Below are 12984 nucleotides of genomic sequence, written 5' to 3'. Positions count from 1 at the left end.
CGCCCCGACCCCGCGAGTCGCCCGTTTTCCGCGTGCGAGTCGCCCGTCCGTTCAGGACCCCGGGCGTGGCAGACTGCCGGTCGTCGATCCGGCAAGACATCCGGTCAACCGCTCACCCGCCCATGGAGGTTCACGTGATTCTCATCGTCCTGAGGGCCAAGATCCGCCCGGAGAAGCGCGACGAGTGGCTGGCCGGGATCAGTCAGTACACCGCCGACGTGCGGAGCGAGCCCGGCAACGTCTCGTTCGACTACTTCGCGAACGGCGAGGACCCGAACGAGTTCGCGATCGTCGAGGTGTTCGCCGACTCCGACGCGGGCTCGGCGCACGTCGCCACCGACCACGCCAAGAACTTCTTCACGTGGATGCCGCGGGTGGTCTCGGAGAAGCCCCGGATCAACTACCAGGATCTGGACGGCGAGGCGTGGTCCGAGATGGCCGAGGTCTCGCCCGAGTAGCACCCGCGGCGCGGACGGGCTCCGGCTCGTCCACAGCACCCGATGAGGGGCTGATCGGACCTCGCAGCGGTGTCGCAACGAGGTCGATCGGGCGCACAATGTGACCCATCCGGCGTATCACGCCGGGGCCGGCCGCCTCAACGAGGAGCGAGTGGATGAGTGTGAGGGATGTCCGGCCCCGGACGCAGAACGAGACGCCCGCCGCCGCGACCGTCCCCGGCGGCAACCCGGCTCTGCTCGGCCTGCCCGCTCTCCTGTCCGGGGGCGTCACCCTCGGCCTCTGGCTCGTCGGCTACCTCGACACCGCCACCCTGCCGGGCGGCATGATCCCCGCGGTCACGGTCTCGTCGGGCCTGTTTCTGCTGGTGGCGTGCATCTGGGGGGTCCGGGTCGGGCAGGGTGCCCTCGCCGGCATCTTCGGCACGTTCTCCGCGTTTTGGCTGAGCTTCGGGTTCCTGGTGCTGGGCGCGATCAACGGCTGGTTCGGCATCTCCACCGCGCCGTCACTGCGCACGGAGCAGCTCCAGAACGTCGCGGCCACCTTCGTGCTGTCGTGGCTCATCGTCTTCGCGACGCTCACCGTGGCCACGCTGCGACTGCCGCTGGCCTACACCTCGGGCTTCGCGGTGGTGTGCACCACGCTCGCGCTCGTGCTCGGCTTCGTGGTGAACGGCAACGAGCTGTTCGCCACGCTCGGCGGCATCACGACGTTCGTCTTCTGCGCGATCTACGCCTACATCTTCGTGGACGCGATGACGCAGGAGCTCGGCGGCAACGCCATGCCGATGGGTGATCCGATCCAGCAGTAGCCGCAACCGGGATACGTAGTATCCAGCTATGCGGATGGGACGGGGCGTCGAGTGGGCGGTGCACGCGCTACTGACGATGACGTGGCTCGGTGACGACGAGCCCGTCCCGACGGCGCAGCTGGCCGCGAACTACGAGCTGCCGCCCGCGTACCTGAACAAGCAGCTCCAAGCCCTGGTCCGAGCGGGCCTGCTCGTGTCGGTGCCCGGCGCCCGCGGCGGGTTCCGCATGGCGCGCCCGGCCCAGGAGATCACGCTGATGGACGTGGTGGCCGCGATCGAGGGCCCGGACGACGCGTTCCAGTGCACGGAGATCCGCCGACGCGGCATGGGCGAGAACCTGCCCGCCGGCACCTTCCGGGCCCCCTGCGCCGTGAGCGCCGGCATGCAGCGGGCCGAGCTGGCGTGGCGCAGGTCGCTCGCCGCGCAGACCATCGCCGACGTCCGCGCGGAAGCCGATGCGCGCGCGCCGGGTGTCGCGCCCATGGTCCGCCGGACGTACGGGCGCGACTAGATCGTTCCGAGTTGCCGAGGTCGTCGACGAGTGGAAGGTGAATCTGGATGTCAGATATCCTGGTTTTGGGTGGCGGGTTCGCGGGTGTCTGGGCCGCCGCCGGCGCGGTGCGGGCCCGCCGAGCCGCCGGCGTGCCCGCGGCGGACCTCCGCGTCACCCTCGTCTCCGCCGGTGACGACATCGTGATCCGGCCGCGCATGTACCAGTCCGATCCGGACCGGATGCGGGTGCCGCTCGACCGGATACTCGGCCCGATCGGCGTCCGGCGGGTGGCCGCCACGGCGACCGGGATCGACACGGACGCGCGGCGCGTCACCGTCGTCGGCCGGGACGGGCGCACGGCGGAGCTGACCTACGACCGGCTCGTGCTCGCGACCGGCAGCCAGCTGGTCCGGCCGGACCTGCCCGGCGCCGAGCACCTCTTCGACGTCGACACGATGCCGGGAGCGGCGCGGCTGCACAGCCACCTGCACCGGCTGCCCGCCGACGCGGTCGGCGACGGCCGCTTCACCGCCGTCGTCGTCGGTGCGGGGTTCGCCGGCCTCGAGGTCGCCACCGAGCTCGTGGGCAGGCTCCGCAACATCGCGACGCCGGTGGGGGCGGCCGAGCAGGTCCGCGTCGTGCTGGTGGAGCGGGAGGGCGTCGTCGGCCCCGAGCTCGGTGCCGGCCCCCGCCCGCTGATCCTCGAGGCGCTGGCCCGGCTCGGCGTCGAGCAGCGCCTGGGCGTGACGCCGGAGAGCGCGACCCCGACCGGGGTCCGGCTCTCCGACGGGAGCGAGATCGCCGCGAGCACCGTCATCTGGACGGCGGGCATGACCGCCAGCCCGCTGACGGCGGACATCCCCACCGAGCGCGACCAGCTCGGTCGGCTGCACGTGGACGAGTACCTGCGCGTCGTGGGAGCCCCCGACGTCTACGCCGCCGGTGACACCTCCGCCGCGCTCGCGGACGAGACCCATCCCGTCATGCAGAGCAGCCAGCACGCCCAGCCCCTCGGCAAGTACGCCGGGCACAACGTCGCCGCCGATCTCCTCGGCCGTCCGCAGGTCCCGTTCGAGCCCGAGCCCTACGTCACCTGCCTCGACCTCGGCGCCGCCGGGGCGGTGCTCACGACCGGGTGGGAACGGACGGTCCGCAAGACCGGGCAGGACGCGAAGGACCTCAAGCACCTGATCAGCGCGGTGGCGATCTACCCACCCGTGGACGACGCGGAGGCGATCCTCGCCAGGGCCGACTACCGCAGCACCACGTGGAGGGCCTCCGCCGATGCGACGACCACGGCGGTGTGAGCCGCCGGGCCGTCACCGGAAGTCGCGGGACTTCACCGGCACGGTGAGCGCCAGCCGCTGCAACCGGTCGGCCACCAGGTTCAGCACGCCTTCCGGGCTGCGCTCCAGCCGCCCCCGGACCAGCAACGCCGTGCTGCCCATCGCGACCGTGCGGTAGCGCGCCCACAACCCCTCCGAGCAGGTGACGTTGAGCATCCCGCTCTCGTCCTCGAGGTTGACGAACGTGACCCCGCGCGCGGTGGCCGGCCGCTGCCGGTGGGTCACGAGCCCGCCCACGAGCACCCGGGGCGGCGTCTGCTCGGGGTCGCCTGCCACGAGGTGGCGCCCGACCGCGTCGAGCCCGTCGATCCGCACCGCCCCCAGCCCGTCGAGCCGCTCCCGCAGGTGCTGCATCGGATGGCTGTCCGGGGAGACGCCCGTGGCCCACACGTCCGCGGCGGTGAGCTCGACGCCGGTGAGGCCGGGCAGCGCAGGCGCGTCCAGCCCGACGGCCGTGCCGGGCAGCTGCTCGGGACGCACCGCGGCCACCACCCCCGCCGCCCACAACGCCGAGCGCCGGTCCACCCCGAAGCACCCGAACGCCCCCGCCGTGGCGAGCGCCTCGGCCTGCGGCACGGTGAGCCGCACCCGGCCGGCCAGGTCGGCGAGGTCGCGGTAGGGGCCGCCCCGCTCCCGCTCCGCGTCGATCTCCTCGGCGGCCTCCAGGCCGACGCCCCGCACCTCGGCCAGCCCCAGCCGGATCGCCTGCCCACCCGTGCTGAGCGCATCCGGCTGGAGCACCGCCTCGGCCCGTCCCAGGTTGACGTCCGGGCCTCGCGTGAGCACGCCGTGCCGCCGCGCGTCGGCCACCAGCGACTGGGGCGAGTAGAAGCCCATCGGCTGCGAGTTGAGCAGCGCCGCGCAGAACGCCGCCGGGTAGTAGTGCTTGAACCAGGCGGAGTAGTAGACGAGCGAGGCGAAGCTGATCGAGTGGCTCTCCGGGAACCCGAAGTTGGCGAACGCCAGCATCTTCCGGAAGATCCCGTCGGCGACCTCGCCGGTGATGCCGTTGGCCGCCATCCCGGCGAAGAACCGCTCCCGCAGGCGCTCCATCTTCTCCTCCGAGCGCTTCGAGCCCATCGCACGGCGCAGCTCGTCGGCGTCGCCTGCGCTGAACCCCGCGACGTCGACGGCCACCTGCATGAGCTGCTCCTGGAACAGCGGCACGCCGAGCGTCTTGTCCAGCGCGTTGGCCAGCAACGGGTGGTCGTGCTTCCACTCCGCGCCGTTGCGCCGCTGGATGTAGGGGTGCACGGAGCCGCCCTGGATCGGCCCGGGCCGGATCAGCGCCACCTCGACCACCAGGTCGTAGAAGATCCGCGGCTTCAGCCGGGGCAGCGTGGCCATCTGCGCGCGTGACTCCACCTGGAACACCCCGACCGAGTCGGCCCGTTGCAGCATCGCGTACACGGCGGGGTCGGTGGGCTGCAGCTCGTGCAGCTCGATCCGCTTGCCGTGGTGCTCGGCCACCAGGTCGATCATCAGGTGCAGCGCGGTGAGCATGCCCAGCCCGAGCAGGTCGAACTTGACCAGGCCCGCGGCAGCGCAGTCGTCCTTGTCCCACTGGACGACGGTGCGGCCCTCCATCCGCGCCCACTCGACGGGCACCACCTCGGAGACGGGCCGGTCGCAGATGACCATGCCGCCGGAGTGGATGCCGAGGTGGCGCGGGAAGCCGAGCAGCTCGTTCGCCAGCTCGACGACCCGGTCGGGCATCCCGGCGGGCGCCGTGGCCGTGTCCCCCACCGGGCCGTGCCAGCGCTCGATCTGCTTGCTCCACGCGTCCTGCTGGCCCGGTGAGAACCCCAGCGCCTTCGCCATGTCGCGGACGGCGGAGCGCGGCCGGTAGGTGATCACGTTGGCCACCTGGGCGGCGCACCCGCGGCCGTGGCGGCGGTAGACGTACTGGATCACCTCCTCACGACGACCGGACTCGATGTCGAGGTCGATGTCCGGGTAGCCGTCCCGGGCCGGGGACAGGAACCGCTCGAACAGCAGCCGGTGCGCCACGGCGTCGACGTTGGTGATGCCGAGCGCGAAGCAGACCGCGGAGTTGGCGGCCGACCCGCGGCCCTGGCAGAGGATGTCGGTGCGACGGCAGAACTCGACGATGTCGTGGACGATCAGGAAGTAGCCGGGGAAGTTCTTCTCCTCGATGATCTTCAGCTCGCGCTCGACCGTCTCCACGGCCTCCGGGTACTCGGCGTGGCTGCCGTAGCGGCGGGCGACCCCCCGGAAGGTCAGCTCCCGCAGCCAGCTCGCCTCCGTGTGCCCGGGTGGGACGTCGAACGGCGGCAGCTCGGGCGCCACCAGGTCGATCGAGAACGCGCACTCCACCCCCAGGGCCGCCGCCCGCGCCACCGCACCCGGGTAGCGCTGGTCGAACCGGGCCGCCATCTCCGCGCCCGACCGCAGGTGGGCGGTGCCCGCGGGCGGCAGCCAGCCGTCGGCGTCGTCGAGGCTGCGCCGGGCCCGCACCGCTGCCAGCGCCGTGGCCAGCGGGAACCGGTGCGGGGCGGCGTAGTGGGCCGCCGTGGACGCGACGGTGGGCAGGCCGGCGTCACGCGCGAGATCGGCGAGGACGTCGTTGCGCTCGGTGTCGGTGGGCAGTGCCTGGTGGGTGAGCTCGACGACCACGTGGTCGGCCCCGAACCGCTCCACCAGGCGGCGCAGCTCCTTCCCGGCGGCGTCGCGGCCGCCGGTGCGCAACGCCTGGCGCACCGCGCCCTTGCGGCACCCGGTGAGCACCACCACCTGCCCCGCGGTGTCGGCCACGACCTCGTCGAAGTCGTAGACCGGTCGGCCCTTCTCCTGCCCCGCCAGCTGGGCGGTGCTGATGGTGCGGCACAACGAGCGGTAGCCGTCGGGGTGGCGGGCGAGCAGCAGCAGGTGGCTGCCCTCCGGATCGGCCACGCCGTTCTGCGGAGCCGTGAGGCCGAGGGAGAGCTCGGCGCCGAAGGCCGTGCGCACCCCCAGCTCGGCGGCCGCCTCGGCGAACCGGACCACCCCGTACATGCCGTCGTGGTCGGTGAGCGCGATCGCGTCGAGACCCAGCCGCGCGGCCTGCTCGACCAGCTCCTCGGGATGGCTCGCCCCGTCGAGGAAGCTGAAGTTGGAGTGGCAGTGCAGCTCGGCGTACGGGACACGGTGCTGCGGCTCCGGCAGCTCCGGCGGGACGTAGGGCTCGCGCTTGCGCGACCACGCCGGGCTGTCGCCGCCGTCGACCTCCGGCCCGCCGGAGACGCTCGCACCGTCACGCGCATTGCCCGCGAGCGCAGCCTCCAGCTCACGCCACGGGACGTCCGGGTTGTTCCAGCCCACCCCGCAAGTCGAACATACGTTCGATGATCCTTTCAACTTCCCGCGCGTGCGAGAGTCCCCCCGTGATCGTCTGGGTGAACGGCGCGTTCGGCAGCGGGAAGACGACACTGGTCCGCGAGCTGCACCGGCAGTGGCCCGCGACGCTGGTGTTCGACCCCGAACAGGTCGGCTACGTGCTCCGCGAGATCGTGGACGTCCCCACCGGGAACTTCCAGGACCTCCCCCTGTGGCGGCGGCAGGTCGCCGCCATGGCCGTCGGGCTCCTCGAGGAGTACCACCGCCCGCTGCTCGTGCCGATGACACTGGTGGAAGCCGCCTACCTCGACGAGATCATCGCGGCCGTCGGCGGGATCACGGTGCGGCACTTCTACCTGGACGTGCCTCGGGACGTCCTGGTCCAGCGGATCGAGAGCCGCACGATGACGCCGGACGACCCCGGGCGCGACGCCGACGTCCGGGCCTGGTGCGTGGCCCAGATCGAGCGGTGCCGGGCCACGACGGACCGCCTGCCCACCGGCACGGTGTTCCTCGACGGCAGGCAGCGCGTGCCCGAGCTCACGGCCACCGTGCTGGAGCACCTCGGCCGGGCCCCGTCCGTCAGGCGCTGAGCACCCCCGCGGGGAGGTGGTCCTCGATCGCGCGCAGCAGCGCCGCCTTCGGCCGCGCCCCCACCACCTGCGTGACGACCCGCCCACCGACGTAGAGGTTGAGCGTCGGCATCCCGAGGACGCCCGCGTCACGCGCCGTGGCGGGGTTGGCGTCGACGTCGAGCCGGGCGACGACCAGCCGTCCCTCCTGCTCCGCGGCGATCTCGCGCAGCACCGGCTCGATCATCCGGCACGGCGGGCACCACTCCGCGGTGAAGTCGAGCAGCACGGCCAGCTCGGCGCGCAGCACGAGCTCGTCGAACGTGGCGTCGGTGACAGTGACGATCATGAAATCTCCTTCGGGTCCCCGCACGGACGGGGTCAGGTGTCGTGGGGCGTGACGGCGCAGCGCGGTTCGGGCGCCTCACCGAGCTGGGCGACGAGCTGGTCGCGCACGGCATGCAGCCGCGTGATCCAGTCGTCGACCTCGGCTACCTTGCGACGCTGGACGGCACGGGAGTCGGGGCAGCTCGCGCCGGTCGCGTGCCCGGCGCGCAGGCACTCCACGAACGGGCGCGTCTCCTCGAGCGCGAAACCGAGATCCACCAGCGACCGGATCTCGGCGACCACCCGCAGGTCGCGCTCGTCGTAGTCGCGGTAGCCGTTGGCCCGGCGCCGCGCGGGCAGCAGACCCAGCTCCTCGTAGTGGCGCAGCGCCCGGGTGCTCACCCCGGCCCGACGCCCCAGCTCCCCGATCCGCATGCCCCGACGCTAAACCTTGCCGCCGACGAGAAAGCCAGCCCGAACGCGGCCCCCCGAAGTTCAGGAAAGCCACTTTCAGGTCCTCTCCGGGCAGGAAAGTGGCTTTCCTGAACCTCAGCCCTGAACCTCAGCCCTGAACCTCAGTCCGGGGCGATCTCGCCCGAGCCCCGGCGGATCAGGGTCGTGGGGACCAGGCGGCGCTGCGGGGGGCTCGTGTCCCCGTCGATGCGGGCGAAGAGCAGGCCGGCGGCGATCCGGCCGATCGCGGTGGGGTCCTGCGCCACCACCGTGACGCCGGGGCGCAGCAGGTCGGCCAGCAGGAAGTCGTCGAACCCGACCAGGGCGACCGCGTGCTCCCGGCCCAGCCTCCGCAGCGCCCGCACCGCCCCGACGGTCACCAGGTTCTGCGCCGTGAAGAACGCCGTGGGCGGGTCGGGGCGCCCGAGGAGGGCGGTGACCGCGCCGTCGGCGACACCCGCATCGCGCACGTCGCGCACCACGAGCGCAGGGTCCACCGACAGCCCGAGCCCCCGCAGCGCCTCCTCGTAGCCGACGTAGCGCTGCCGGGCGGTGGCGATGGTGGTGCGGTCCCCGAGGAACGCGATGCGCCGGTGCCCGGCAGCGGCGAGATGGCGCACGCCCTCCGCCGCCCCGATCTCGTTGGTGGTGACCACCGAGTCGACCGGGAGGTTGTTCGCCTCGCGGTCCACGCAGACGATCGCCGTGCCCGCGCGCAGCTCGGCGGCCAGGTGCGACTGGTCGTCGCCCGCCGGAACGAGCAGCAGGCCGTCGACGTTGCGGGCGCCGAACGCCTTCGCGAGTGCGCGCTCGCGGGCGGGGTCCTCGTCGAGGCTTGCCGAGTAGACCACCACTCCCCGGTGCTCGGCCTCGTCCTCGACGGCGCGCTGTACGGCAGCGGAGAACGGGTTGGCGACGTCCTCGAGGAGCAACCCGATCGATGCCGTCCTGCGATCCGACCGGCGCAGGATGCGGGCTCCCACGTTGGGACGGAAGTCGAGCTCGTCGATCGCCTTCCGCACGCGCCGCTCGAGCGGGGGTGAGACCCCGCCCTCGTCGTTGACGACACGGGAGACGGTCTTGAAGCTGACCTGCGCGCGGGCCGCGACGTCACGCATGGTCGGGCGGCGCCCACCGGGCTCGCGGAGGCTCATGGTTCCCCAGTCAACGTTGCCAAGTTGTTACGGCTCGACGGCGACCCGGGTCTTGTGAAGTCGCCACAAAGTGGTCACAGTCGATGACAACGTTGTCTCGTTCGCTACCAGATGTCAATGATGACGAAGGGTCGCAGCACATGAGCCAGGCATGGACAGCACGACGCCGGGCGGCCGCTCTGGCCACCGGGATGGCTGCGGCGCTCGCCCTCGCCGCGTGCGGGGGCGGCGACACGGGCGGCGCCGCGAGCGGGAGCCAACCGGTCGTCGGCCTGATCACCAAGACCGACACCAACCCGTTCTTCGTGAAGATGAAGGAGGGCGCGCAGGCGGCGGCCGCCACCCAGGGCGTGCAGTTGCAGACGTTCGCCGGCAAGCAGGACGGCGACAACGAGTCGCAGGTGCAGGCGATCGAGAACCTGATCTCGGCCGGAGCGTCGGGCTTCCTCATCACGGCGAACGACTCCAAGGCCATCGTGCCCGCCCTCGACCGGGCCAGGCAGGCCGGGATGCTCGTGATCGCGCTCGACACCCCGATCGATCCCGCCGACGCCGCCGACGCCACGTTCGCCACCGACAACTACCAGGCGGGCCTGCTCATCGGGCAGTGGGCGAAGGCGAAGTTCGACGCCGAGGGCAAGCAGGCCAGGATCGCGATGCTCGACCTGAGCGCCAACCAGGTGTCGGTCGACGTCCAGCGCGACCAGGGCTTCCTCGACGGCTTCGGCGTGGACGTAGGTGACAAGACCCGGATCGGCGACGAGTCCGACCCGCGCATCGTCGGGCACGACGTCACCGACGGCGCCGAGGAGGGTGGGCGCACCGCGATGGAGAACCTGCTCCAGAAGGACCCGTCGATCAACCTCGTCCACACCATCAACGAGCCTGCCGCGGCCGGCGCGTACGAGGCGCTGAAGGCGGCGGGCCGGCAGAACGACGTCACGATCGTCTCCGTCGACGGCGGCTGCCCCGGCGTCGAGGCCGTGAAGTCCGGCGCGATCGGCGCCACGTCGCAGCAGTACCCGCTGAAGATGGCCTCGCTCGGCATCGAGGCGATCGCGAAGTTCGCCAAGGACGGCACCAAGCCCGAGACCACGGCGGGCAAGAGCTTCTACGACACGGGCGTCGAGCTGATCACCGACCAGCCGCAGCCGGGCGTCCCCTCCAAGGACACCGCTTTCGGAGCAGCGAACTGCTGGGGCTGATCCCCGGCTCCCCTCACGCCTGACGCACGAAGGAGTGCATCCACATGGCGAACGACACGTCCTCCGGCGGGGGAACCGCCACGGTGCCCGACCCCGGGGCCACGGGCTTCGACGAGCGCCGGTCGGAGTCACCGCTCCAACGCATCCAGCACGTCCTGCACGCCAACCCGATCCTCGGGCCCCTCGCCGTGCTGGTGCTCGCGATCATCGTGTTCTCGATCGTCAGCGGCCGGTTCCTCTCGGCGGCGAACCTCGGGCTCGTGCTCGCCCAGGTCACCGTCATCGCGGTGCTGGCGCTGGGTCAGACCCTGATCATCCTCACCGCGGGCATCGACCTGTCGGCCGGCGCGATCGCGGTGTTCTCCTCGATCCTGATGGCGAACCTCGCGACGGACCTCGGCGTGCCCGGGGCGCTCGCGTTGATCATCGGTCTCGTGCTGGGCACGGCGATGGGCGCGATCAACGGGCTGCTGGTCACCCGGCTCGGGCTCCCGCCGTTCATCGTCACCCTCGGCACGCTGAGCATCTTCTTCTCGCTCAACTCCGTGGTGTCCCGCAGCGAGACCGTGCGCGGCTCGGACATGCCGTCGATCATGACGTGGACCGGCACCACGTTCAGCCTCGGCGGATTCCGGATCACCTACGGCTCGATCATCATGCTGCTGCTCTTCGCCGTGTTCTGGTACGCGCTGTCCAACACCGCGTGGGGCAAGCACGTGTACGCCACCGGCGACGACATCGAGGCCGCGCGCCTGGCCGGCATCCGCACCGGGCACGTGCTGTTCTCCGTCTACACGGTGGCCGGGCTGCTCTACGCGATCGGCGCCTGGGTCCTCATGGGGCGGCTCGCCTCGGCCAGCCCGAACGTCGGGGTCGAGTACAACCTCGACTCCATCACGGCCGTCGTGCTCGGCGGTACCAGCCTGTTCGGCGGACGCGGCCTGGTGCTCGGCACGCTCGTCGGTGCGCTCATCGTCGGGGTCTTCCGCAACGGCCTGCAGCTCGGCGGGGTCGACGTCGTCTGGCAGGGGTGCGCGATCGGCCTGCTCGTACTCGTCGCGGTCTCCATCGACCAGTGGATCAGGAAGGTGCGCGCATGACCGCCGAGACGAGTGCGGAGGCGGGGTCGCAGAAGAGCCCGGTGCGCGAGCCGGTGCTGCAGGCGAAGGGCCTGGTGAAGCGGTACGGCATGGTCACGGCCATCGCCAGCGGCGACCTCGAGCTCTACCCCGGTGAGATCCTCGCCGTGATCGGCGACAACGGCGCGGGCAAGACGAGCCTGATCAAGGCGCTGTGCGGGGCGATCATCCCCGACAGCGGCGAGATCCTGCTCGACGGCAAGCAGGTGCACTTCAAGAACCCGATGGACGCCCGCCGGGCCGGGATCGAGACCGTCTACCAGTCGCTGGCCGTGGCACCGGGCCTCGACATCGCCGACAACCTCTTCCTCGGCCGGGAGGTGCGCAAGCCCGGTGTCCTCGGCTCGGTGTTCCGGATGCTCGACCGCAAGCGCATGAAGGACGAGGCCAGCCGGCACATGAGCGAGCTGGGGATCGCCACCCTGCAGAACATCGGGCAGGCCGTGGAGAGCCTGTCGGGCGGTCAGCGCCAAGGCGTGGCCGTGGCCCGGTCGGCCGCGTTCGGGAGCAAGGTGATGATCCTGGACGAGCCGACCGCGGCGCTCGGCGTGAAGGAGAGCAACCGGGTGCTGCAGCTCATCCGGGACGTCCGCGACCGCGGCCTGCCGGTGATCCTCATCAGCCACAACATGCCGCACGTCTTCGACATCGCCGACCGGATCCACATCCAGCGGCTCGGACGGCGCGCCGCCGTGATCACCCCGCAGTCCCACACGATGTCGGACGCGGTCGCGATCATGACGGGGGCCACGGAGGCGCCGCCGCCCGTGGCCTGAGGCCCCGTGCGCGGACACGAGCTCCCGCACCCGCGTCCGCGCACAGGGGTCAGTCGTAGATGCCCGTGACCCACCACCTCCCTTCCCGGGCGAGCAGCAGCAGCGCCACGCCGCCGTCCACGGCGACCTGGAGCCTGCTGCTCGACCCCTCGCCCACCCACCACCGCTGGTGCAACGGCCAGGGACCCGCCCAGCCCTGCACCATCTGCGGGTTCCCGTCGTCCACCAGGAGGTGGTGGGGAGGAGCGGACAGCAGGTCGGGCGCGGTGAGCCGGACCGGAGCCCCCGTGGCGTCGACCAGCTCTGCGGGGAGCGGCTGCGGGGGCACCGTCGCCGGGGACGGCGCGGGCAGCCGCCCCGGCCAGGACGGCGGTGGGTCGGGCACCGCGGGCCGGCCGGTGGGGCGACGCGGGACGGGGACCCGGCGCCGCCGGTTCGTGGAGGGTGCCGTCCCCCCGTTCCCGTCCGCGGCGGCCACCTCGGCGGCGGACACCCGCCCGGTCTCCTGCACCACGTCCTCCGGCCACCCCGCAGGCGCCGCGGAACGCCAGGCTGCGGCCACCTCGGGTGCCGGATCCACGGGAGCAGCACCGCCCGCTCCACGCACCGGCTCCGCCCGGCCCGCAGGCCCCGGCGCAGCCGCCGCGGGCCCGGTCCCCTGGCCGGTCACCCCCCGCTCCTGCCCCGCGTCGCCCGCCGGGGTCCGGGCCGCGGGAGCCGACGTCGTCCCGGGCGTCCAGAGCTCCGACCACACCTCGCCGGTGGCCACGGCCGGCGACACCGCCGGTCCGGAGTCAAGCGCCCGGTCGTCACCCCACGGCACCAGCCGGATCTGCTCGGCGGGATCCCGCCCACCCACCAGCACCCCGGTGAACACCGACTCCGGACCGAGGAGCGCCTGCACCCGCACCAGCGC

General features: G+C 72.3%; 12 protein-coding genes and 1 pseudogene. 8 read left to right on the top strand and 5 right to left on the bottom strand.

Annotated features, from left to right (window positions below; all coding sequences use genetic code 11):
* The first annotated feature begins 134 nt into the window (after window positions 1-134).
* From HF577_RS33275 to HF577_RS33260, 4 genes are all read left to right on the top strand, one after another.
* A complete protein-coding gene (locus HF577_RS33275) occupies window positions 135-458 on the top strand; it encodes a putative quinol monooxygenase (protein WP_169399970.1) in 324 nt (107 codons plus the stop codon).
* A gap of 155 nt (window positions 459-613) precedes the next feature.
* A complete protein-coding gene (locus HF577_RS33270) occupies window positions 614-1267 on the top strand; it encodes a GPR1/FUN34/YaaH family transporter (RefSeq protein WP_169399969.1) in 654 nt (217 codons plus the stop codon).
* Between the two features lie 28 nt (window positions 1268-1295).
* Window positions 1296-1778 (top strand): RrF2 family transcriptional regulator, encoded by a 483-nt coding sequence (locus tag HF577_RS33265; protein WP_169399968.1) that lies wholly within the window; start codon window positions 1296-1298, stop codon window positions 1776-1778.
* Window positions 1779-1825: 47 nt separating this feature from the next.
* Window positions 1826-3067 (top strand): NAD(P)/FAD-dependent oxidoreductase, encoded by a 1242-nt coding sequence (locus tag HF577_RS33260; protein WP_169399967.1) that lies wholly within the window; start codon window positions 1826-1828, stop codon window positions 3065-3067.
* A gap of 12 nt (window positions 3068-3079) precedes the next feature.
* Here the strand turns inward: HF577_RS33260 and HF577_RS33255 are convergent, their stop codons facing one another.
* Window positions 3080-6427, bottom strand: a complete 3348-nt coding sequence (locus HF577_RS33255) for an error-prone DNA polymerase (protein WP_169399966.1) — start codon at window positions 6425-6427, stop codon at window positions 3080-3082.
* A 62-nt stretch (window positions 6428-6489) separates the two neighbouring features.
* Between HF577_RS33255 and HF577_RS33250 the strand changes: the two genes are divergently transcribed.
* Window positions 6490-7035: an AAA family ATPase gene (locus tag HF577_RS33250; protein WP_169399965.1), complete on the top strand. Its 546-nt coding sequence runs from the start codon at window positions 6490-6492 to the stop codon at window positions 7033-7035.
* Here the strand turns inward: HF577_RS33250 and HF577_RS33245 are convergent.
* The 3 genes from HF577_RS33245 to HF577_RS33235 all read right to left on the bottom strand — a co-directional run bounded on the left by HF577_RS33245 (window position 7025) and on the right by HF577_RS33235 (window position 8948).
* On the bottom strand, window positions 7025-7363 hold the full coding sequence (locus tag HF577_RS33245) for a thioredoxin family protein (protein WP_169399964.1): 339 nt from the start codon (window positions 7361-7363) through the stop codon (window positions 7025-7027). The two genes, HF577_RS33250 and HF577_RS33245, sit on opposite strands and share 11 nt — an antisense overlap.
* 32 nt (window positions 7364-7395) lie before the next feature.
* The gene (locus HF577_RS33240; RefSeq protein ID WP_169399963.1) at window positions 7396-7776 is read right to left on the bottom strand and encodes a MerR family transcriptional regulator; all 381 of its coding nucleotides are present in this window, start codon (window positions 7774-7776) and stop codon (window positions 7396-7398) included.
* Between the two features lie 140 nt (window positions 7777-7916).
* The gene (locus HF577_RS33235) at window positions 7917-8948 is read right to left on the bottom strand and encodes a LacI family DNA-binding transcriptional regulator (protein WP_169399962.1); all 1032 of its coding nucleotides are present in this window, start codon (window positions 8946-8948) and stop codon (window positions 7917-7919) included.
* A 140-nt stretch (window positions 8949-9088) separates the two neighbouring features.
* Here HF577_RS33235 and HF577_RS33230 point away from each other — a divergent pair, with 140 nt between their 5' ends.
* The 3 genes from HF577_RS33230 to HF577_RS33220 are packed head-to-tail and all read left to right on the top strand — an operon-like array spanning window position 9089 to window position 12068.
* The gene (locus HF577_RS33230) at window positions 9089-10153 is read left to right on the top strand and encodes a substrate-binding domain-containing protein (RefSeq protein WP_169399961.1); all 1065 of its coding nucleotides are present in this window, start codon (window positions 9089-9091) and stop codon (window positions 10151-10153) included.
* A 44-nt stretch (window positions 10154-10197) separates the two neighbouring features.
* On the top strand, window positions 10198-11253 hold the full coding sequence (locus HF577_RS33225) for an ABC transporter permease (protein ID WP_169399960.1): 1056 nt from the start codon (window positions 10198-10200) through the stop codon (window positions 11251-11253).
* A gap of 41 nt (window positions 11254-11294) precedes the next feature.
* A complete protein-coding gene (locus HF577_RS33220) occupies window positions 11295-12068 on the top strand; it encodes an ATP-binding cassette domain-containing protein (protein WP_312859545.1) in 774 nt (257 codons plus the stop codon).
* A 49-nt stretch (window positions 12069-12117) separates the two neighbouring features.
* On the opposite strand, the pseudogene HF577_RS33215 reads toward HF577_RS33220, so the two are convergent.
* Window positions 12118-12984 (bottom strand): annotated as a pseudogene (locus HF577_RS33215) (hypothetical protein); the annotation flags it as partial.

Source organism: Pseudonocardia xinjiangensis, from assembly GCF_012911925.1.
GTDB lineage: Bacteria > Actinomycetota > Actinomycetes > Mycobacteriales > Pseudonocardiaceae > Pseudonocardia > Pseudonocardia xinjiangensis.
The sequence above is the reverse complement of the archived record's forward strand: the minus strand, read 5'-3'. Positions and strand labels throughout refer to the sequence as shown.

Excerpts from the sequence above, each read along its gene's own strand:
- HF577_RS33270 (WP_169399969.1), top strand. The coding sequence starts at position 614 with ATGAGTGTGAGGGATGTCCGGCCCCGGACGCAGAACGAGACGCCCGCC.
- HF577_RS33265 (WP_169399968.1), top strand. The coding sequence starts at position 1,296 with ATGCGGATGGGACGGGGCGTCGAGTGGGCGGTGCACGCGCTACTGACG.
- HF577_RS33260 (WP_169399967.1), top strand. The coding sequence starts at position 1,826 with ATGTCAGATATCCTGGTTTTGGGTGGCGGGTTCGCGGGTGTCTGGGCC.
- HF577_RS33245 (WP_169399964.1), bottom strand. The coding sequence starts at position 7,363 with ATGATCGTCACTGTCACCGACGCCACGTTCGACGAGCTCGTGCTGCGC.
- HF577_RS33240 (WP_169399963.1), bottom strand. The coding sequence starts at position 7,776 with ATGCGGATCGGGGAGCTGGGGCGTCGGGCCGGGGTGAGCACCCGGGCG.
- HF577_RS33235 (WP_169399962.1), bottom strand. The coding sequence starts at position 8,948 with ATGAGCCTCCGCGAGCCCGGTGGGCGCCGCCCGACCATGCGTGACGTC.
- HF577_RS33230 (WP_169399961.1), top strand. The coding sequence starts at position 9,089 with ATGAGCCAGGCATGGACAGCACGACGCCGGGCGGCCGCTCTGGCCACC.
- HF577_RS33225 (WP_169399960.1), top strand. The coding sequence starts at position 10,198 with ATGGCGAACGACACGTCCTCCGGCGGGGGAACCGCCACGGTGCCCGAC.